General features: G+C 39.6%; 19 protein-coding genes. 7 read left to right on the top strand and 12 right to left on the bottom strand.

From position 1 onward, the window contains the following. Positions 1 to 38: 38 nt before the first annotated feature. Positions 39 to 632 (bottom strand): YjaG family protein, encoded by a 594-nt coding sequence (locus PVK71_RS04215; RefSeq protein WP_130048510.1) that lies wholly within the window; start codon positions 630 to 632, stop codon positions 39 to 41. A gap of 71 nt (positions 633 to 703) precedes the next feature. Between PVK71_RS04215 and PVK71_RS04210 the strand changes: the two genes are divergently transcribed. Continuing rightward, positions 704 to 1,618, top strand: a complete 915-nt coding sequence (locus PVK71_RS04210) for a D-2-hydroxyacid dehydrogenase (RefSeq protein WP_274419552.1) — start codon at positions 704 to 706, stop codon at positions 1,616 to 1,618. A 43-nt stretch (positions 1,619 to 1,661) separates the two neighbouring features. Here PVK71_RS04210 and PVK71_RS04205 read toward each other — a convergent pair whose 3' ends face one another. From PVK71_RS04205 to nudC, 3 genes are all read right to left on the bottom strand, one after another. Beyond that, positions 1,662 to 2,114, bottom strand: a complete 453-nt coding sequence (locus PVK71_RS04205) for a tellurite resistance TerB family protein (protein ID WP_274419553.1) — start codon at positions 2,112 to 2,114, stop codon at positions 1,662 to 1,664. Positions 2,115 to 2,227: 113 nt separating this feature from the next. Then, the gene (hemE, locus tag PVK71_RS04200; protein ID WP_130043796.1) at positions 2,228 to 3,295 is read right to left on the bottom strand and encodes a uroporphyrinogen decarboxylase; all 1,068 of its coding nucleotides are present in this window, start codon (positions 3,293 to 3,295) and stop codon (positions 2,228 to 2,230) included. Between the two features lie 202 nt (positions 3,296 to 3,497). Continuing rightward, positions 3,498 to 4,292, bottom strand: a complete 795-nt coding sequence (nudC, locus tag PVK71_RS04195) for an NAD(+) diphosphatase (protein ID WP_130049328.1) — start codon at positions 4,290 to 4,292, stop codon at positions 3,498 to 3,500. A 114-nt stretch (positions 4,293 to 4,406) separates the two neighbouring features. Between nudC and rsd the strand changes: the two genes are divergently transcribed. The 6 genes from rsd to PVK71_RS04165 all read left to right on the top strand — a co-directional run bounded on the left by rsd (position 4,407) and on the right by PVK71_RS04165 (position 10,335). Next, complete coding sequence (gene rsd / locus PVK71_RS04190; RefSeq protein ID WP_274419554.1) at positions 4,407 to 4,889, top strand: sigma D regulator; 483 nt, start codon at positions 4,407 to 4,409, stop codon at positions 4,887 to 4,889. A 79-nt stretch (positions 4,890 to 4,968) separates the two neighbouring features. After that, complete coding sequence (locus PVK71_RS04185) at positions 4,969 to 5,619, top strand: response regulator transcription factor (RefSeq protein WP_274419555.1); 651 nt, start codon at positions 4,969 to 4,971, stop codon at positions 5,617 to 5,619. Between the two features lie 123 nt (positions 5,620 to 5,742). Further along, positions 5,743 to 6,339 carry a hypothetical protein gene (locus tag PVK71_RS04180; RefSeq protein ID WP_274419556.1) on the top strand — a complete coding sequence of 199 codons (597 nt, stop codon included), beginning with the start codon at positions 5,743 to 5,745 and terminating at the stop codon, positions 6,337 to 6,339. A gap of 71 nt (positions 6,340 to 6,410) precedes the next feature. Next, entirely contained in the window at positions 6,411 to 7,106 is a 696-nt protein-coding gene (locus PVK71_RS04175) for a fimbria/pilus periplasmic chaperone (protein WP_274419557.1), read from the top strand. 62 nt (positions 7,107 to 7,168) lie between these two features. Beyond that, positions 7,169 to 9,481 carry a fimbria/pilus outer membrane usher protein gene (locus PVK71_RS04170; RefSeq protein WP_274419558.1) on the top strand — a complete coding sequence of 771 codons (2,313 nt, stop codon included), beginning with the start codon at positions 7,169 to 7,171 and terminating at the stop codon, positions 9,479 to 9,481. Positions 9,482 to 9,492: 11 nt separating this feature from the next. After that, the gene (locus PVK71_RS04165) at positions 9,493 to 10,335 is read left to right on the top strand and encodes a hypothetical protein (RefSeq protein ID WP_274419559.1); all 843 of its coding nucleotides are present in this window, start codon (positions 9,493 to 9,495) and stop codon (positions 10,333 to 10,335) included. A gap of 49 nt (positions 10,336 to 10,384) precedes the next feature. Here the strand turns inward: PVK71_RS04165 and rpoC are convergent, their stop codons facing one another. The 8 genes from rpoC to secE form a co-directional block, all read right to left on the bottom strand. Then, entirely contained in the window at positions 10,385 to 14,590 is a 4,206-nt protein-coding gene (rpoC, locus tag PVK71_RS04160) for a DNA-directed RNA polymerase subunit beta' (protein WP_130088045.1), read from the bottom strand. Between the two features lie 71 nt (positions 14,591 to 14,661). Next, positions 14,662 to 18,690: a DNA-directed RNA polymerase subunit beta gene (gene rpoB, locus PVK71_RS04155; protein ID WP_274419560.1), complete on the bottom strand. Its 4,029-nt coding sequence runs from the start codon at positions 18,688 to 18,690 to the stop codon at positions 14,662 to 14,664. 232 nt (positions 18,691 to 18,922) lie between these two features. Then, complete coding sequence (gene rplL, locus PVK71_RS04150; RefSeq protein ID WP_130049331.1) at positions 18,923 to 19,291, bottom strand: 50S ribosomal protein L7/L12; 369 nt, start codon at positions 19,289 to 19,291, stop codon at positions 18,923 to 18,925. A 55-nt stretch (positions 19,292 to 19,346) separates the two neighbouring features. Beyond that, entirely contained in the window at positions 19,347 to 19,841 is a 495-nt protein-coding gene (rplJ, locus tag PVK71_RS04145) for a 50S ribosomal protein L10 (protein WP_130043790.1), read from the bottom strand. A 244-nt stretch (positions 19,842 to 20,085) separates the two neighbouring features. After that, a complete protein-coding gene (gene rplA / locus PVK71_RS04140; protein WP_130049333.1) occupies positions 20,086 to 20,790 on the bottom strand; it encodes a 50S ribosomal protein L1 in 705 nt (234 codons plus the stop codon). Between the two features lie 4 nt (positions 20,791 to 20,794). Continuing rightward, positions 20,795 to 21,223: a 50S ribosomal protein L11 gene (rplK, locus tag PVK71_RS04135; RefSeq protein ID WP_130043788.1), complete on the bottom strand. Its 429-nt coding sequence runs from the start codon at positions 21,221 to 21,223 to the stop codon at positions 20,795 to 20,797. A gap of 118 nt (positions 21,224 to 21,341) precedes the next feature. Continuing rightward, entirely contained in the window at positions 21,342 to 21,887 is a 546-nt protein-coding gene (gene nusG, locus PVK71_RS04130) for a transcription termination/antitermination protein NusG (RefSeq protein ID WP_130043787.1), read from the bottom strand. Positions 21,888 to 21,899: 12 nt separating this feature from the next. Beyond that, the gene (secE, locus tag PVK71_RS04125; RefSeq protein WP_274419561.1) at positions 21,900 to 22,277 is read right to left on the bottom strand and encodes a preprotein translocase subunit SecE; all 378 of its coding nucleotides are present in this window, start codon (positions 22,275 to 22,277) and stop codon (positions 21,900 to 21,902) included. Positions 22,278 to 22,500: the final 223 nt, after the last annotated feature.

Raw genomic sequence — 22,500 nt, 5'->3', positions numbered from 1 at the left:
CGATGACTGTTCATCGGTTTTTTTGTAACGTTAGACAATTAGTAATCTAGCTCTAAACCGATATTACTTACATTCTCGTCTCTTAGTTCTTGGCGTAAGTCTTTAATTAAATCAATATCACGCTCTTCTGCTTCACGAAGTGGTCGGAAAATTGCCCACTGGACATCCCACTCTTCACAAATCACATCAATGTCTTTTTGATTTTCGTCTGTCACTTCTTCGCCTGTTTGAGCTTCAACTAGCTGAGCAACAGTCATTACTGATAATTGGCTAATCTTAAACATAGCTTCTTCTAACACATCACGATCTAAGATCCCGTGTAAAAAAGTCGATAGCGCAACACAAGCATCAATGGCTGGGTAAGTCAGATAAATTGAGTCATCATCTAACTCAGGGATCATTTCTTCTAGCTTTTCTAATTGACGTTCAAAATTAATCTTGGCATTTTTAACAGTCAATAATTCCCAAATACTATCTAGTATAACGCGATAGGTTTGAGGCTCAGCAAAGCCGGTTGCTTCACAGTAATGTACGTAATTTGGGTACATACGCTCACATAAAGAAGCCATAAAAGTAATTTGTTGCCATGGTTCAAACTTTTCTAAACGAACTTGGATAGGATTGCGTAACATATACGATTCTACACTATAAAAAAATGACGCTTTAAGTGTACTTGATAACCACGAATGACAAAAGGAAGGTTATGAATAAATTACTTATCATTTCAAAAGAAAAAGAGAAATACCTCTCACTTTTTGAGCTATCAGATCTTCCCGATCTTGAAATTTGTCATAATCTTAGAAAAGCAGAAATTATTCTTGCTGATCCACCACTCATTCCTGACTTACTGAATCAATTTAAATCTGTCGAGTGGATTCAATCTACCTTTGCTGGTATTGACGCTCTCATGAAGCCTGACTTACGACAAGATTACGCTCTCACTAATGTTAAAGGGATCTTTGGCCAACAAATCTCTGAGTATGTTTTAGGTTATTGCATTCAATACTTTCGCCACTTTTCTTTATATTCTGAGCAACAGAAACAAAAACAGTGGATAACTCATCACTACTCTTCATTAATCGATAAAGTGATGGTGATCTTGGGTACGGGATCCATTGGTTGCTATTTAGCTAATTCAGCAAAAGCATTAGGGTTTGTTGTACATGGTATTAATAGCTCAGGTATCCCACCAAAAGAATCACCTTTTGAAAAAGTATTCCATATTTCAGAAATGAACGAAGCGTTTAAACAAACAAATGTAATTGTAAGTACTCTACCTAATACGGAGCAAACCAATGCTTTATTGAACGTTAATACATTGAGCAATTGTAATGGCGCATTGCTGTTTAATGTTGGGCGTGGTGAGGTTGTTGATAATTTCGAATTATTACAGGCACTAGAAAATAATTATCTCTCTCATGCTTTTCTTGATGTATTTATCAATGAACCCTTATCGCAAGAGTGCCCTTACTGGCATCATCCGAATATTACGATAACACCGCATATTGCCGCGCTTAGCTTTCCTGAACAAGTTTTTGAGCAGTTCTCTGAAAACTACTTACGTTGGCGTGATGGTTTTTCTTTAAGCAATCTTGTGGATTTTGACAAGGGTTATTAAAGCGATAAAAATGAAAGCCTGTGATATGACAGGCTTCACTGCATTATACATGTGGTGCTGCGGCAAGCTTGGCTCGAATAAACTCAAGATGGTCGAGATAAATCAGATCGGATACCTGACGAATCACCGCCTCTTCCATTGGTTCAATCACACCATCGGCATACGCTACCGTCCACATGGCTTCGATTAGATCGTAACGCTCATTTGGCATCAATGCTCTCAACTTAGTCGTAAACTCATATAAAGACGTTGAGGCTTTACTTTTAGCCGTAGCTTCACACAATAAAGTCTTTGCTTGTTCGTCGTTAATATCAAATAATTTACTTAATAGCTGTAATTTTGCGTTATCTTCTCTTTCATCACTCTGGTGATCGGCACCTGATACTTCACATAATAAAGACGCCATTGCTAAATGCATCGAAGCGACTTCACCCGCACTACCGTCACTCGCTTCATGCATGACTTTTTTTAATAGCGTACTCAATTTCTTAAACATAAAAACTCTCAATACCGATAATTAATAATATGACCATTTAAGTATAGATCTGTTCCAATAAAAAAGGAGACTACAATGAGTCTCCTTTCTATCTAGAATCTTAAACTAAGATTTTATTTATGATACGGCTTAGATAGGTCATGAACCGCATCAACAAACACACCTGCATTTTCTGGCGGAACGTCTAAATGGATACCGTGACCCAAGTTAAATACGTGACCTGTACCTTCATTACCAAACCCTTCTAGAATAGTACCCACTTCTTGGCGGATACGTTCAGGTTGTGCGTAAAGGATTGATGGGTCCATATTACCTTGTAGAGCAACTTTATCACCAATACGAGCTTTCGCATCTGCAATATTAATTGTCCAATCCAAGCCTACTGCATCACAGCCTGTTGCTGCAATTGACTCTAACCACATGCCACCATTCTTAGTGAATAGCGTTACTGGTACTCGGCGACCTTCGTTTTCACGAATTAAGCCATCAACAATCTTATGCATGTATTGCAAAGAGAATTCGTTGTAATCACGAGGAGTTAATACGCCCCCCCATGTATCAAATACCATCACAGATTGTGCACCTGCTTTAATTTGCGCGTTTAGGTACTCAATAACCGTATCTGCTAATTTATCTAGCAATAGGTGTAATGTTGCTGGCTCTGCATACATCATTTTTTTGATCTTAGTGAATGCTTTTGAACTTCCACCTTCAACCATGTATGTCGCTAGTGTCCAAGGACTACCAGAAAAACCAATCAGTGGTACTTCGCCTTTTAGATCTTTTCGGATCTGGCGTACTGCATTCATTACGTATTGCAGTTCACCTTCAGGATCTGGAAGACCGATTTTAGTTACGTCAGCTTTACAAGTGATTGGACGCTCAAACTTAGGACCTTCGCCTGTTTCAAAGTACAGACCTAGACCCATTGCATCTGGAATGGTCAGAATGTCTGAAAATAAAATCGCAGCATCTAGAGGAAAACGACGTAAAGGCTGAAGCGTCACTTCAGAAGCAAGCTCTGCATTTTTACACAGAGACATGAAATCACCCGCTTCTGCTCGTGTCGCCTTGTACTCTGGAAGGTATCGACCTGCTTGGCGCATCATCCAAACTGGTGTGTAATCTACTGGTTGTTTTAATAACGCACGTAAATAGCGGTCATTTTTTAATTCTGTCATGATCTTTCCTTATATTAGCTCCTGCTATTGTATCACTCAATGGCGCGAACAAAAGCCTACCTTTGCTATCGAGATCATATTTAATTAATCTCATTTATGATGCCAATTGCGCAATAGTTAACCTCATGATAGAAATTACTTTGCCAGTAAAAATAACAACATTCAATTAACAATTGTATTTAATTGAAAGCATAACAACACCTTACTTACACCCAGTCTCTTGATTGGGTGTTTTTTTATTTATGTTATCTAGTGTTGCTTCTATGAGCGTTCGTGCAATCGTGCCTTTAGGAGCAAGTTCTGGCAATTGATCTTGGCAATACCATCCCGCTTTTACTAGCTCATTTCTATCGACTTTGATTTCACCTGACTCATAATCTGCCAAGTACCCAACCATAAGGCTTGAAGGAAAAGCCCAAGGCTGACTACCAAAATATCGGATATTGGTAATTTTAATGCCTGTTTCTTCAAATACTTCACGCTCTACCGCCATTTCAAGCGTTTCACCTACCTCAACAAAACCGGCTAAAACCGTAAATAAGCCACCTTTATGCCTTTGATGTTGAGCAAGTAAAATCGAATTTTCTCTACGAACCGCTACAATAATAGATGGAAAAATTCTAGGGTAATGCAACTTGCGACATTCATTGCACTGCATGGCGATTTGATTAAGGTTCAGTTGAGTACGGCCACCACATTGAGGGCAAAAACGGAATTCTCGAGCCATAAATCCATATTGAATCGCTTTACTGAATAATAAGAACTCAGTTTCTTTGTATTCTAATAAGTCTCTTAAATTCGTATAAGAAAGTGTTTGCTCAACTGACTCATCATTTAACCACATAACTGGATAACTATTGTGTTTTCCTATACATACGGCTTGCTCAAAAGGCAATTTTAAATCACTTGCACTGCCGTAAGGGAGACCATCAGTTTCTAGCCAAATAGTAGAATCATTGACGACACACCAGTAGACTTTTGTATGTTGGTTTAACATCTTTATCACAACCCTCTTGCAGCCTTTAATATTTACTGGCAATCTTAATGAATATAGTAATGAGAGTATATATAAGAACTTTGGTTTATTGCTTGCAACTACAAGGATATCGTTATGCTTACTAAACTAAATAAATTCCAAGAACAGTGGGGTGGTAATAACGATGTTATTGATCACTGGCTTTCGACTCGACAAGATCTATTGGTCGAGTTCTGTAAATTAGCAGGCTTACCCCCTTTCGATTCATCGACCCCATCGCTCCCTACTTTCTCGTCAATTCAATCTTTTACTCAGCATTTGATTGATTATATTTCAGAGGGGCATTTTAAAATTTACAACATGGTAATGGCGAAATGGGACGCTACAGGCTTTTCTCCAACGGAAGATATGAGTCAAATTTACGCTAATATCACTAAAACCACCGATCCTATCCTAAATTTTACAGATAAATATTCAAAAGAAGACGAAGCGCTTTTATTGACAGATTTTGATAAAGATTTTTCAAAAATAGGTGAGATTATTGAAATGAGGTTTGAGTTAGAGGATGGATTAATCGAGCTGATTTCAAGCAGCTTAGAACATCCGCCAGGAGCGTAACGCATTAGAAACTATTGGTATAAATATCATTATAGTCAATAATAACTATAATGATATTTATACCAAAAAGAAGGATACTATGGATGATACAAATACATTAGAAATATTACTGCTAACAAAAAGTAAAAACTTCAGTGCCCTATTATTAGAGCTGCTGAGTAGAACTAAACCCAATGTAAAAGTCCATGTCCATAATAATTACTCAGCATTATCTACACATTCAAATCTATCTCTATTAATGATTGATTACAGGACTGTCCCATCTCCAACTTCTTCATTAAGTTATAATCCTAAATCAACTTCATACCCTTGGTTACTTTTAAATACGCAGGAATCGTCAAATCTATCTTATCAATTAATTCAACAAGGTTACTTAGGGGAAATATCTCACAAATATGCACTGGAGCATTTATCAAAGGCAATTGAGTCTATTTTAAATGGTGAAATGTGGTTTTCAAGAACTACCCTCTCTAATGCGATAAGGCATGAAATACACCCCAAAGGACCTCTAAATTCAGTTATTCAGAATATTTCCCATAAACACCTGCTAACTAAAAAAGAACGCAAAGTATTACATCTATTGCTTGACGGCATGAACAATTATGAAATATCAGAACAATGTCATATTAGTATTAACACCGTAAAAACACACATCTCTAATGTTTATAAGAAATTTAATATCCACTCTCGCAACGAGTTGTTGCAGCTTATAGAAAAAGAGTTCAACTAAATCATCCAAATATCACCCTTTTTTCCATTCAATATCACCCTCCAGTATGAGGTGAACTATTCCTCTGATAGCTATTATTTAAACGCAACGTATAACGTTATATTTAAGTACGAGGGATTGAACATGAAATTTAAATTATTAGCGGCAGCAACAGCACTATTAGCAGCACCATCACTAATGGCAGCTACAACACTTGATATGCAAAGCGCAATGAACTTTGTAGATTCGAATGATACAGTTAATTTAACCGTTTCAGGTAATATACCCGTTAAGTGTGTAATGACATTTATGGATATATCTGCAGCGAGTAACTATACAACTCTAGATTTAACTGTAGCTGGTGCAGCTAAAACACAAGTTGGCGAGGTTTTAGTCTGGTGTAATGACGGCCAAGGCAGAGCAAACATTGAAGTAACATCAACCAATAGCGGTAAATTAATAAATAATGAGGGTGGTGAAATAGATTACCTATTCCGCTTCCATGAAAATAATAATAACACAGGGATTGTAAGTGATAAATTCTTCCCTATTGATGAACCTCAAGACTTAGTTGAAAGTATTTGGACAAGTAATAATGGTGGCGCTTTTGATCCAGAATTAGTCGCACTATCTCCACAATCTAAAAAATTATATGTTAAACCTGTTGGTTTAACTGGCATGGAAAGAGCCGGTGATTATAGCGATATAATTTCACTAACTATCTCACCTATCCAACTTTAAAAGATTGTCTATAATTAAAGCGAAGCCATGAAGTTCATGGGTTCGCTTTTTCTTTTTAGAGGGATTTAATTATGACGAAATATCTTTTTTTTGCCTTAATGATCATTTCATTTGGTATTAAAGCCTTTCAAGTTGAGCCTTTTATACAATTTATGGAACCTATTGGTAAAAAATCTAATGCTACCTTTAAAATCACAAATACAACCGATAAGCCCTTACCAATCGAAACCGAATTATTAAAGTCGAACTTAAATAACGATGATATCGAAAGTACAATTGAAAGCGATGATTTTTTCATCATGCCTCCTCAAACACTCATACCTGCAAATAGCTCACAAGTATTCAGAGTTCGTTACTTAGGGGGCTCCGAAATCAATAAATCTGAACCATATCGCGTTCTATTCAAACAGTTATCATTAGATCAATCAGAAAAAAAAGGCTCTCACGTTGAAGTCTTATTTAACTTCAGTGCCTTGATCTTATTATCACCAATGAATGCAAAAGAAGATCTAGCCATTAATGTCTCTTCATTAAATAATGCATATAGCATAAATATAGAAAATGAAGGCAATAAGTTTAGCGATCTATCTCAAAAAAAACTAGAAATTCAAGGGAGTAAAGACGGTGTTATTCTAAATTGGCAAGATTTTTCTGATTTAACTCAATTTCAATTCGTTTTACCCGGAAGAAGTAAATCTTTCACGATTACATCAGAAATGTTCCCTGCCATTGGGAAAATTGAATCCATTGATTTCGTTCCAATGTAATCATGTCTCGCTTGCTTCTAATGTATCTGCTGATATCTTTTCAGGTATCAGCAAATTGGATAATGGACTTCCCTATCGAAATGCAAGGGCGGCCAATAGCATCCATTGAAGCAAAAACTAATGGTCTAAAAGTACTTAGTATTAATACTAAACAGCTTCAAACTGCATTAAGCAACATAGTAGATACAGAGGTATTAAATAATATCGTTAACCAAGAAAGTGAAACTATAACATTAGACGAGTTAAAGCCCTACGGGGTTGGATTAACGTTTAACTCACAAAAAATTTCATTAGATTTAGAATTATCTCCTAAATTAATGGCTCTTTCTGAATTAAGTTTTAATAACAACTACCAAGTTCCTATTTATAGTGAAGCCGCTGGATATACTTTTCAAAATTCATTCAACTTAGTTAATACTTATATTCCCGAAAGCAATCAATATAGCAATAGTCTAGAGACTGTCGGTGCTATGAACATTGGAGGAGTATATGGTGCTAATCTTATATGGAATGGCTCTATAGATTGGAGCGAAGATAATGATGCAACTTTTGGGCGAGGTCCAATACAGCTATATTTTGATAATCCAGAAGCCCCTTATCGCTTCACATTGGGGGAAGTTGACTCCTCATCATCAAGCCAATTATCCTCTATTTCTATTCTCGGGATCCAATTATCCAGAGCGAGAAGCACATTAAGACCTACAGAACAAGTTACCTCATCCCCAAATCAAGAGTTTGAGCTTACAGAGAGTGCTGAAGTAAGCATTACCGTAAACGGTTTATTTGTTACAAAAATTCGACTTCCTCCTGGCCGCTACTCTTTAAGTGATTTACCTGTTACTACAGGAGCAAATGATATCGTTTTAACTGTTCAATATCTGTCTGGAAGAGAAGAAACTCTCACTTTCAGTAACTTTTTTGACCCTCAAATATTAGGGAAAGGTTTTGATAATTTTAATTTATCAATTGGTACTAGCACTGACTATTCTGAAGGATTAAAAGCAACATATGATGGAAATACGGTTATTTCCGGTGACTATCTATATGGCTTAACAGACTTTATAACTATCGGTGCAAATGGAACATATCACCCATCAGGGCAGGTTCTAGGTGCAACTATGACAATCAGTTGTCTATTAGGTGTTATTACTTTTAGACCTAGTATGTCTATGAGTAACGATACCACTGCCAATACCGCCTCCCTTGATTATTCCAATACTTTCTTTTCATCACCTGACTTTTCTGGGACTTCCTTAAGGCTTAATGCTGAATATTTATCTAATTACTCTAGTGCTCCGTGGGATAAAAATTTAGATACCATCACAGCTAATCGCTATAACGCCAGTTTAAATCAATCCATTCTTGATAATTTAAGCTTGGATTTAACTGGTAGCTATGATGATTACGAGGATACGGATAACTACCAAGCACAAACCGCATTAAATTGGTCCATTGACAGCTTTACTTTTAAGTTAGGCGCAAAATATGAATATATAGAAAAAGAAAACTTTGATGAAACAGAGTATTTCTTAAACGTTAGATGGAGAGAAAAAATAACTAATTTTGATTTACAAGCAGCCGTGACTTACGACAGTCGGTATGAATATACAAGAACAGAGCTAAGTAAAAATGCAGACTCTTACGTTGACAGTACTGGCGGGTTAATTGCCTATAATCAATATCAAGAGTCTTCCTCTGCTGAAGCAGAGTTACATCATGTTGCCAACAGGTTCCGAGTATCTGCTTATTATAATCAAAACTTTACTAAAGTAGCGACAACATCAAGTATTAGAACAAACCTATCAACAACTATTGCTGTTGTGGATAATCAACTATCGATATCACCTCAACCTATTGCTCCTATCGCTCTTATTTCTGTACATCCCTCCTTACCAAGTGATGTGTTTATTAATTCGACTATAGACAATAATAAAGAAGGGATAGCAAACCGTAGCATGGCGAGCCATGTTACCTTGTTGCCGCACATGGACAACAGCGTAATGACAGAATCCCCCATGGCTCCGATAGGATATAACTTAGGCTCCGGATCTCATTCGATAATACCAGGAAGTTTAACTGGCCATAAAATTATGGTTGGATCTGAATATTCAAAAACCATTATTGCAACATTAAAACAAGAAGATGGCTCTCCATTACCCCTGACTACTGGAACTGCCACAAATGGTAGTCATACCATTTCGTTTTTTACTAATAGTAAAGGGCGTTTTGTTATAGAAGGGGTTAGTTCAGGTCTATACTTACTAAAGGTAAATGTACCAGAAACTCAACAAGCAAGCCTTTATATTCCAGATTCGAAAGAATTATTACTCACTTTAGGTGATGTGATTTTACAAAAGACACCTCAAGCTAATTAAAGGAATAAAACATGAAAACGATAATTTTTATGATATTGTTTTTTATCTCATTTATTGCATATGGCCAGTGCGAAGTAGAATGGTCAATACAACAACAGGCATTAAAACAAATCAAGACAGAAAAAAACTATGTATATATCCCACTAACGATTACGTTTAAGAAGGGGACAAATCATTGTATTGATTTCATTAAAATAAAGCCTATTAATAGATTTCAATTCAAAGGCTATCAAAAAGCATTTCAAACAACATTATATAATCACTCAATGTCACTTTTATCAAAAAAGACAAATGGAACATTTATACTGCCCTTAGAGTTAGGAATTACAACTAGACTCTGGGCTAAAGTTCCACACCCATATAAAATTACACCGGGTGAATACTTTCAGAATTTAGAATTATCAGCCATAAACAAAGAAAAGAAGGTTCTAAAAAATAAAGATATTAGCCTTACTTATGATGTTGAACCTATGGCCGAACTAAGCATTACTGGAGCTAAAATTAACAATAAATATTTGACGTACAATGTTGATTTTAAAGCACTAAAGAAGGGGAAGCAGAAAAAGGTTAGACTTATTACTTACAGTAATGCACTTACAAATTTAATTGTTACTTCTGAAAATGGTTCATTGCAACACACTTCATCTCCATCATCTAAAGTTGCGTATGAAATTAAAATTAAAAATCAGAAATTCATTCCATCTGAAGAACAAAAAATCCATGTATTTAAAAATATTAATCGCTACGGAAAAAATCAAACGCCGTTATATTTAACAATTAAAGATGACACTAAGATCAAAAGAGCCGGTGATTATACAGACCAAATCACACTAAAATTAGAAATTAAATTATAAAAAAGCCCTGCATTTCTGCAGGGCTTTTTATTTGCGTTTATTAAATTAATTACTCTTCAGAAGAGAAACCAGCATTTAATAGTGCCGCTAAGTTATCAGTCGCTTGCTCAGCTGATGGACCTTCTTGCTCCACAGCTTTTTGCTTTTGACGTTCTTGGTGGTATGCGAAACCTGTACCCGCTGGAATTAGACGACCAACGATTACGTTTTCTTTCAGACCACGTAGCTCATCACGCTTACCAGAAACAGCTGCTTCAGTAAGTACGCGCGTCGTTTCTTGGAACGATGCAGCAGAGATGAACGACTCAGTAGCAAGAGACGCTTTAGTAATACCTAGTAGATCACGCTCGAAACGTGCAGGTTGCTTGCCTTCAGCTTCAAGCTGACGGTTTGCAATCGTTACGTTAGCGAATTCTAATTGCTCACCTTCAAGGAAAGTAGAATCACCAGAATGTGTAATCGTACACTTACGTAGCATTTGACGAACGATAGTCTCAATGTGCTTATCGTTAATCTTAACGCCTTGTAAGCGGTAAACTTCTTGAACTTCGTTAGTGATGTATTCAGTCACTGCATGGATACCACGTAAACGTAAGATATCATGTGGAGTTTCTGGACCATCAGAAATAACGTCGCCACGTTCAACTTTATCACCATCAAAGATGTTAAGTTGACGGTGTTTATGAATCATTTCTTCATAAACTTCGCCGTTATCGTCACGAGTGATCAATAAGCGTACTTTACCTTTAGTTTCTTTACCAAACGCAACAATACCTGCGTGCTCAGCAAGAATTGCTGGCTCTTTAGGTTTGCGAGCTTCAAATAAGTCCGCAACGCGTGGAAGACCACCGGTAATATCTTTAGTACCACTTGAAGCTTGAGGAATACGAGCTAGTGTTTCACCGATACCTACGTTACCGCCATCAGCAAGGTTAACGATCGCCTTACCTGGTAGGAAGTATTGTGCTGGCATTTCAGTGCCAGGGATCATGATGTCACGACCATTCGCATCAACAAGTTTCACTGTTGGACGCATGTCTTTACCAGCAGAAGCTCGCTCAGCCGCATCAAGGATAACGATTGAAGATAGACCAGTTAACTCATCAGTTTGAGTTGTAATTGTCACACCATCAATCATGTCCACGAATTGAACTTGACCTTGTACTTCTGTGATGATTGGCATTGTATGCGGGTCCCAAGATGCGATCTTATCGCCTTGGTTAACTGCATCACCATCTTTCTTAGAAAGAACGGTACCGTAAGACAGCTTGTAGCTCTCTTTTGTACGGCCATGCTCATCAATAACTGTTAGTTCAGATGCACGAGACGTAATAACTAAGTTGCCTTCGCCATTTGTTACGTGCTTAGCATTATGAAGTTTAATCGAACCAGTCGTTTTAACTTGAATGCTGTTGTCTGCTGCTGCCGTAGATGCCGCACCACCGATGTGGAACGTACGCATCGTTAGCTGTGTACCAGGTTCACCGATTGATTGAGCAGCGATAACACCAACTGACTCACCTTGGTTAACCATGTGGCCACGAGCAAGGTCACGACCGTAACAGTTTGCACAACAACCGAAGTCAGCTTCACAGCTTACTACTGAACGTACTTTAATTTGGTCAACTGAGTTTTCTTCAACAACTTGACACTGCTTCTCATCAAGAAGCGTGTTACGTGGTAGAAGAACTTCATCAGTACCAGGTTTCAATACATCTTCAGCAACAACACGACCTAGAACACGTTCGTGTAGAGGCTCTTTAACATCACCACCTTCAATTAGAGGAGTCATGGTCACACCTTCGTATGTACCACAGTCATCTAAGTGAACAACCACATCTTGTGCAACGTCTACTAAACGACGAGTCAGGTAACCTGAGTTCGCTGTTTTAAGTGCTGTATCGGCAAGACCTTTACGCGCACCGTGCGTTGAGATGAAGTATTGGTTTACGTTTAGACCTTCACGGAAGTTCGCCGTGATCGGTGTTTCGATGATTGAACCATCTGGTTTAGCCATCAGACCACGCATACCCGCTAGCTGACGAATCTGAGCTGCAGAACCACGAGCACCGGAATCGGCCATCATGTAAACGCTGTTAAACGATTCTTGTTGCTCTTCTTCACCATCGCGGTTAAGCACAGTTTCTGAAGACAGGTTATCCATCATCTCTTTAGCAACTTGTTCGTTTGTTGCTGCCCAGATATCGATAACTTTGTTGTAACGCTCGCCCGCAGTTACAAGGCCAGATTGGTACTGCTCTTGAATTTGCTTAACTTCTTCTTCTGCATCAGCAACTTTCGTGTACTTAGCATCAGGGATAACCATGTCATCGATACCAACAGACGCACCTGATAATGCTGCGTATGCGAAACCTGTGTACATAATTTGGTCAGCAAACACTACTGTGTCTTTAAGGCCAAGAGTACGGTACGCTTCGTTTAGTAGGTTAGAGATTTGCTTCTTACCTAACTTCTGGTTAATGATGCTGTAAGGAAGACCTTCTGGAACGATCTGCCATAGCATTGCACGACCAACAGTCGTATCAACCAGTTTAGTTTCACGAGTCTCAATACCGTTCTCATCACGAATAACTTCAGTGATACGAACTTTAACGCGAGCATGTAGCTCAGCAACACCTGTACGGTATGCTTTTTCAGCTTCAGCAAAACCTTCAAGGTACATGCCTTCGCCTTTCGCGTTAATTTTTTCACGTGTCATGTAGTACAGACCTAATACAACGTCCTGAGAAGGTACGATGATTGGGTCACCTGATGCTGGCGACAGAATGTTGTTTGTCGACATCATTAGGGTACGTGCTTCTAATTGAGCTTCCAGAGTTAGAGGTACGTGTACCGCCATCTGGTCACCATCGAAGTCGGCGTTATATGCCGCACACACTAGTGGGTGAAGCTGAATCGCTTTACCTTCGATTAGTACTGGTTCAAACGCTTGAATACCAAGACGGTGAAGTGTTGGTGCACGGTTAAGCAATACTGGGTGTTCACGAATTACGTCATCTAGGATATCCCAAACGATCGCTTCTTCACGCTCTACCATTTTCTTAGCAGCTTTGATTGTCGTAGCAAGACCACGGCCTTCTAATTTGCTATAGATAAATGGCTTAAATAGTTCAAGTGCCATCTTCTTAGGAAGACCGCACTGATGTAGACGAAGCGTTGGACCTACTGTAATTACAGAACGACCAGAGTAGTCTACACGTTTACCAAGCAAGTTCTGACGGAAACGACCTTGTTTACCCTTGATCATATCGGCAAGAGATTTCAGAGGACGCTTATTAGAACCTGTGATCGCACGACCACGACGACCGTTATCAAGCAGCGCATCAACAGACTCTTGCAGCATACGTTTTTCGTTACGTACGATGATGTCTGGTGCTGCTAGGTCTAAAAGACGCTTCAAACGGTTGTTACGGTTGATCACACGACGGTATAAGTCATTTAGATCCGACGTAGCAAAACGACCGCCATCTAGTGGTACTAGAGGACGAAGATCTGGCGGAAGAACTGGTAGTACAGTAAGGATCATCCATTCTGGGTTATTACCAGATTGAACAAACGCTTCTACTAGTTTCAGACGCTTAGTCAATTTTTTACGTTTTGTTTCAGAGTTAGTAGTTTCTAACTCTTCACGCATATTTTCAATCTCAGCGTGCATATCCATAGAAGCAAGTAAATCTTTAATTGCTTCAGCACCCATCTTAGCGATGAATTCGTCACCGAATTCTTCTAGCTTATCAAGGTACTCTTCTTCTGAAAGAAGTTGGCTACGCTCAAGATCCGTCATACCTGGCTCAGTAACCACATATGATTCAAAATAAAGTACACGCTCAATATCACGTAGTGGAATGTCCATTAACAAACCAATACGAGACGGCAGTGACTTCAGGAACCAGATGTGCGCAACTGGAGACGCTAATTCGATGTGGCCCATACGATCACGACGAACTTTAGTTTGCGTTACTTCTACGCCACATTTTTCACAGATAACACCACGGTGCTTCAGGCGTTTATATTTACCACATAAGCACTCGTAGTCTTTAACTGGGCCAAAGATACGTGCACAGAAAAGACCGTCACGTTCTGGCTTAAAGGTACGATAGTTGATTGTTTCTGGCTTTTTAACTTCACCAAAAGACCATGAACGAATTTGGTCAGGTGAAGCAAGACCGATTTTGATTGCATCAAATTCTTCAGTCTTATGTTGTGCTTTCAGAAACTTTAATAAGTCTTTCACATTCGGCTCCTGTAAGGAGAAAAAAGGCGCTCGGCGAGCGCCTTATATTCTACCGGACAATCTCAATGAGATTATTCTTCGTCTTCTAACTCGATGTTGATACCAAGTGAGCGGATTTCTTTCAACAATACGTTGAATGATTCCGGCATACCAGGTTCCATACGATGATCGCCATCTACGATGTTTTTATACATCTTAGTACGACCGTTCACGTCATCCGACTTAACTGTTAGCATTTCTTGTAGAGTATATGCAGCACCATATGCTTCAAGTGCCCATACTTCCATCTCACCGAAACGCTGGCCACCGAACTGAGCTTTACCACCAAGTGGTTGCTGAGTTACAAGGCTGTAAGAGCCGGTAGAACGTGCGTGCATCTTGTCATCAACTAAGTGGTTTAGTTTTAGCATGTACATGTAACCAACAGTTACAGGACGCTCAAATGCATCACCAGTACGACCATCAAACAGTTTCAACTGACCAGAGACTGGTAGATCAACAAGTTGTAATAGTTCTTTAATTGATGATTCTGGAGCACCATCAAAAATTGGTGTTGCGATTGGTAAACCACCGCGTAAGTTCTTAACTAATGTACGAACTTCGTCATCAGACAGTGCAGCGATGTCTACTTCTTGGCGAGTTTCACCAAGATCGTATACTTTTTGTAAGAAGTTACGGAACTTATGCAGTTCTTGTTGCTCTTTAAGCATTTGGTTAAGTTTATCACCAACACCTTTCGCAGCAAGACCCATATGAACTTCAAGGATTTGACCGATGTTCATACGAGAAGGTACACCCAGTGGGTTCAGTACGATATCTACTGGTTGACCTTTTTCATCATAAGGCATGTCTTCAACAGGGTTAATCTTAGAGATTACACCCTTGTTACCGTGACGACCCGCCATCTTATCACCAGGCTGAATACGACGTTTTACCGCTAGGTAAACTTTAACGATCTTCAGTACACCCGGAGCAAGATCATCACCTTGAGTGATCTTACGACGTTTAGTTTCGAATTTCTTATCGAACTCTGCTTTAAGCTCATCATATTGCTCAGCAAGCTGCTCAAGTTGATTTTGTTGTGATTCATCATCAAGAGTGATTTCTAACCACTGCTTACGATCCATCGCATCAAGCTTAACTTCAGAAGTACCTGCAGCAAGTAGAAGTGTGCGAACACGCGCTAATAAGCCACCTTCAAGAATCTGGAATTCTTCAGTGATGTCTTTCTTAGCTTCTTTAAGCTGCATTTGTTCGATTTCTAGAGCACGTTTGTCTTTTTCAACACCATCACGAGTAAATACTTGTACATCAATGATAGTACCTGAAACAGAGTTTGGTACACGTAGAGAAGAATCTTTAACATCAGATGCTTTTTCACCGAAGATCGCTCGTAGTAGCTTCTCTTCAGGAGTCAGTTGAGTTTCACCTTTAGGCGTTACTTTACCAACTAGGATGTCACCACCCTTCACTTCAGCACCAATGTAAACAATACCTGATTCATCAAGTTTAGACAGTGCAGCTTCACCTACGTTAGGGATATCTGCAGTGATCTCTTCTGAACCAAGTTTAGTATCACGAGCCACACAAGATAGTTCTTGAATATGGATTGTCGTGAAACGGTCTTCCTGAACTACACGCTCAGATACAAGGATTGAATCCTCGAAGTTATAACCATTCCAAGGCATGAACGCGATACGCATGTTCTGACCAAGTGCAAGCTCACCAAGATCCGTTGAAGGACCATCAGCAAGTACATCACCACGAGTTACAGGTTCACCAGGAAGTACTGTAGGACGTTGGTTGATACACGTATTTTGGTTAGAACGAGTGTATTTAGTTAAGTTGTAGATATCGATACCAGCTTCGCCAGGTACCAATTCTTCTTCGTTCACTTTAATAACGATACGAGAAGCATCTACTGACTGAACCATACCACCACGTTTAGCAACAGCAGTTACACCTGAGTCAACAGCTACATTACGTTCAATACCAGTACCAACTAAAGGCTTATCAGCTCTTAGTGTAGGAACAGCTTGACGTTGCATGTTCGCACCCATTAAGGCACGGTTCGCATCATCGTGTTCTAGGAACGGGATAAGCGATGCAGCTACAGATACAACTTGGTTTGTCGCGACATCCATATATTGGATGTGTTCACGTGGGTGCAGTCCAGATTCACCTTTCTGACGAGCGATGATTAATTCATCAGCAAAAGTACCTTCTTCTGTCAACACGGCATTCGCCTGTGCGATAACAAAAGTACCTTCCTCGATAGCAGATAGGTAATCAACATCTTCAGTAACAACACCATCAACAACTCGACGGTATGGAGTTTCTAGGAAACCATACTCGTTACATTGTGCGAATGCTGATAATGAGTTAATTAGACCGATGTTTGGACCTTCAGGTGTTTCGATTGGACATAGGCGACCGTAGTGAGTCGCGTGTACGTCACGAACTTCGAAACCAGCACGCTCACGAGTTAGACCGCCAGGACCTAATGCAGAAATACGACGCTTATGCGTAACTTCTGACAATGGGTTATTCTGGTCCATAAACTGAGACAGCTGTGAAGAGCCAAAGAATTCTTTAACTGCAGCTGAAATCGGCTTAGCATTGATAAGATCTTGAGGCATAATTGCATCAAGGTCACCGAGACTTAAACGCTCACGAACAGCACGTTCTACACGAACTAAACCAACACGGAATTGGTTTTCTGCCATTTCGCCAACAGAACGAATACGACGGTTACCAAGGTGATCGATATCATCAACCTCGCCTTTACCGTTACGAATATCGATCAGTTTACGCATAACCTCGATGATATCTGTCTCATCAAGAATGCCAACGCCTTCGTCATTATCACGGCCAATTGAACTATTAAACTTCATACGACCAACAGTCGATAAGTCATAGCGATCTTCAGAGAAGAATAGGCTTTCAAATAATGCTTCAGCAGCTTCTTTTGTTGGTGGCTCGCCTGGGCGCATCATTCTGTAGATTTCAACAAGAGCCGATAAACGGTCAACCGTTGAATCTGCACGTAATGTGTCAGAAATATATGCACCATGATCAAGATCATTCGTAAATAATACTTCGATCTTTTTATGGCCAGCTTGAGATAAATTAGCAAGATCTTCTAAGCTAAACTCTTGGTTAGCTGCAACAATGATCTCACCTGTGTCTTCATTCACATAATCGTGAGAAGCCACTTTACCTACGATATAATCTACTGGTACTTCGATATAATTTACTTCGTCTTTCGTCAATTGACGAATATGACGCGCAGTAATACGACGGCCGGCTTCAACATAAACTTTGCCGTTCGACTCAATATCAAATGTTGCAGTCTCACCACGTAAACGCTCAGGAAGTAATTCCATCATTAGCGTTTGATCTTTCACTTCAAATACAACTTTATCGAAGAATAGATCTAAGATCTCTTCTGTTGTCTTGCGAAGTGCACGTAAGATGATCGTTGCTGGTAATTTACGACGACGGTCGATACGTACGAATAAGTTATCCTTAGGATCAAATTCGAAATCTAACCATGAACCACGGTAAGGAATTACACGTGCGTTATAAAGAACTTTACCAGATGAATGGGTTTTACCCTTATCGCTGTCGAAGAAGACACCTGGGCTGCGGTGCAGCTGGGATACGATAACCCTTTCAGTACCATTGATTACAAAAGTACCATTGTCTGTCATAAGCGGAATTTCGCCCATGTAGACTTCTTGTTCTTTAATGTCTTTTACCGTGCCTGCAGGTGCGTCTTTATCGTACACAACTAGACGTAATTTAACACGTAGTGGTGCAGAATATGTAACACCGCGGATTTGACATTCTTTCACGTCAAATTCTGGTTCACGGAGATTGTAGCTAACGTATTCTAGCTTAGAGTTGCCATTGTAGCTCTGAATTGGAAAAACAGAACGGAAAGCAGCCTCAAGACCGTATTGCCCTTCAGGATCTTGCTCGATAAACTTAGTAAAAGAATCAAGCTGGATCGATAGCAAGTATGGTATGTCCAACACTTGTGGACGCTTACCAAAATCCTTACGGATGCGCTTTTTCTCTGTATAAGAGTAAACCATGGGGTTCCTCAGCTCGCTGATAAGTGACCCGAACCGTCCGCCTTCGAAAGGTTGGGACAGTGACTAATAACACTGTTTTCTGTAGGACATAATCTCTGATTGAAATTATGTTTTTTGCTCGGATATAGGGACTTTAAACAGTGTGAAATTACCCTAAACCCTACAGCGCAAAAAGGCCGGTGGTTAATAAACCACCAGCCATTAGCCGTTAGGCTATGAAACTAAGTAATAATTACTTGATTTCAACAGAAGCACCAGCTTCTTCTAACTGAGCTTTAAGAGCTTCAGCTTCAGCTTTGTCAACGCCTTCTTTTAGAGGTGCTGGAGCTGAGTCTACAAGACCTTTAGCTTCTTTCAGGCCAAGACCTGTAGCGCCACGTACTGCTTTGATTACAGATACTTTGTTTGCGCCAGCAGAAGTTAGGATAACGTCAAATTCAGTTTGCTCTTCAGCAGCGTCGCCCGCAGCTGCGCCACCTGCAACTACTGCAGCAGCAGCAGAAACACCAAATTTTTCTTCCATAGCTTCGATAAGCTCAACAACTTGCATTACAGACATTTCTGCAACTGCGTCTAGGATTTGCTCGTTAGTAATAGACATAACAATTCTCTTTTAAGTCAACAATAATTTATTTTGTAATCAAATAAAGCAGGGCTTATGCCGCAGCTTCTTCTTTTTGATCACGAACAGCAGCGATAGTACGTACCAGTTTAGCAGCAGAAGCTTCTTTCATGCACATCATTAAGCGTGCGATAGCTTCGTCGTAAGTTGGTAGTGTCGCTAGTACATCAGCATCAGTAACTACGCCTTCAAATGCAGCAGCTTTGATCTCGAAGTTTTTATTCTCTTTAGCAAAGTCTTTAAAAAGACGTGCTGCAGCACCTGGGTGCTCATTAGAGAATGCAAGTAGAGATGGGCCAGTAAATGTGTCTTGTAGACACTCGTACTGAGTACCTTCTACTGCACGACGTGCTAAAGTGTTACGAACAACTCTCATGTAAACACCCGCTTCACGCGCTTGTTTACGTAGAGAAGTCATCGCGCCAACAGCAACGCCACGAGAATCAGCTACAACTGCAGAAAGTGCACCACTGGCTGCTTCGTTGACTTCAGCAACAATTGCTTTTTTGTCTTGAAGATTTAAAGCCATTTGGATTAACCTCTGGTTGTGATTACACCACTCACTACAAAATTGTAGGAGAGTAATTACGATGCATTCCCAGAAAACCAATTTAAAAAACTAGCTTTTAGTTCGGGCACCGTCTACGCAGGCTTTATTAAGCTCTTGCGAGCACCTACGGTCTTGGACGGAGACTATTTAATATAAAATTAAACAGCCCCAACCATAAATTTGATAAGCGCAGAATTATACATTAATTCTACACTTTTGCAAATTAGTTTGTAGCAGTATCTAAAGTCGCTTGATCTAGAGATACGCCAGCACCCATTGTAGTTGAGATGCTTACCTTCTTCAGGAAAGTACCTTTCGCTGAAGTTGGTTTTGCTTTCTTAAGTGCAACTAAAAGAGCTTCTAGGTTCTCTTTAAGTTGAGCAGCATCAAAATCCACTTTACCGATAGTAGTATGGATGATGCCGTTTTTGTCGTTACGGTAACGAACCTGACCAGCTTTAGCATTTTTAACTGCTTCAGCAACGTTAGGAGTTACAGTACCAACTTTAGGGTTTGGCATAAGACCGCGAGGACCTAGGATAGTACCTAGTTGACCAACAACGCGCATTGCATCAGGAGAAGCAACAACAACGTCAAAGTTCATTTCGCCTTTCTTAACTAGCTCAGCAAGATCTTCCATGCCTACTAGATCAGCGCCAGCTTCTTTAGCTGCTTCTGCGTTTGCACCTTGAGTGAACACAGCAACACGGATGTCACGACCAGTACCGTGAGGTAGTACAGTTGCACCACGTACGTTTTGATCTGATTTACGTGCATCAATGCCAAGATTAACAGCAACGTCAACGCTTTCATTGAATTTAGCAGTAGCTAGTTCTTTTAAAAGAGCAACAGCTTCGTTGATTTCGTAGTCTTTAGTAACTTCCACTTTTTCGCGGATATTACGCATACGCTTAGTAAGTTTAGCCATTCTATTAACCCTCTACCACTAGACCCATTGAACGAGCAGTACCAGCAATTGAACGCTTCATAGCTTCAATGTCAGCACCAGTCATGTCCGCAGCTTTAGTTTCTGCGATCTCTTGTAACTGAGCGTCAGTAACAGTACCAACTTTCTCAGTATTTGGACGACCTGAACCAGACTTAACGCCTGCAGCTTTCTTAAGAAGAACTGCTGCTGGTGGAGTCTTAGTTACAAATGTGAAAGAACGGTCGTTGTATACAGAGATAACAACTGGGATCGGTAGACCTTTCTCAACAGATTCTGTTCTTGCGTTAAACGCTTTACAGAATTCCATGATGTTCACACCGTGTTGACCTAGAGCAGGACCAACTGGTGGACTTGGGTTCGCCATACCTGCTGCAACTTGCAGTTTGATATAAGCTTCAACTTTCTTAGCCATAATATTTCCTAATTTTGGGTTCAAACGCCATCCAACTGGATTAGCTCCCCGTTAACAAAAACGCGCGAAATTATAGTAATAATTCGCGCGCTTTACAATAGTTTTGCTGATTTTTCGATCAGTTTTTTTCTACTTGGCTAAACTCAAGTTCAACAGGAGTTGCACGACCAAAAATAGAAACAGAAACTTTGATTCGACTCTTCTCGTAGTCTACTTCTTCAACAGTACCATTAAAGTCAGCAAATGGGCCTTCTGTAACACGTACCACTTCACCAGCTTCAAATAATGTCTTAGGACGAGGAGCTTCGCTCGCTTGCTCAAGACGATTTAAGATAGCATCAGCTTCTTTGTCTGTAATTGGCGCAGGGCGATCCGAAGTACCACCAATGAACCCCATTACACGTGGAATACTACGTACTAAGTGCCATGATTCATCATTCATGATCATTTGCACTAAAACGTAACCAGGGAAAAATTTACGTTCGCTTTTACGACGTTGGCCAGCACGCATTTCTACCACTTCTTCAGTTGGTACTAGCACTTCACCAAATAACTCTTCCATGTTATGCATTTTAATATGTTCGCGTAGCGATTGAGATACACGACCTTCAAAACCTGAAAAGGCTTGAACTACATACCAACGTTTCTTTGGAGCTTCACTCATGATCACTTATCCTCAAACACCTGTGATTAAGCCAATTAGTCTGACCATAATACCATCAATACCCCATAAAATCAGAGCCATTACGATACATACAGCTAGAACAATGAAAGTTGTTTGTGTTGTTTCTTGGCGTGTAGGCCAAATAACCTTTCTAACTTCCATTCTTGATTCACGAGCAAATGCAATTGCAGTTTGACCTTTTGCTGTGAAAGCAGCAATACCACCAGCAGCAGCAATTAATGCAACCACACCGGCAGCTCGAATAACAACAGATAAATCAGCTAGTAAGTAATTACCAACAACAGCAGCAGATAATAGAGCTAAAACAAGTAACCATTTTACTGTATCAGCTGCGCCTGAAGTTTCTGTTGTCTCAGTATTTGTTTTCATAAACCAACCTGTGACATAACCATAATTTACTTCTATCACTTGATAGAAATTGTTAACCAGACTTAATATAGCCTAGTATCTTCATTCCATAAACCAACAATTTCGTTGATTCATCTGCGCTGTACTGTGTATTTTCTAAAAATGCAAAACAACACACAATACAACGCAGAAAAAGGGCATCAAATGATGCCCTTTTTACTAGTATTTAGTCAAATCTTAAGCA

It is taken from the genome of Aliivibrio sp. S4MY1 (genome assembly GCF_028765545.1).
Lineage (GTDB): Bacteria > Pseudomonadota > Gammaproteobacteria > Enterobacterales > Vibrionaceae > Aliivibrio.
The sequence above is the reverse complement of the archived record's forward strand: the minus strand, read 5'-3'. Positions and strand labels throughout refer to the sequence as shown.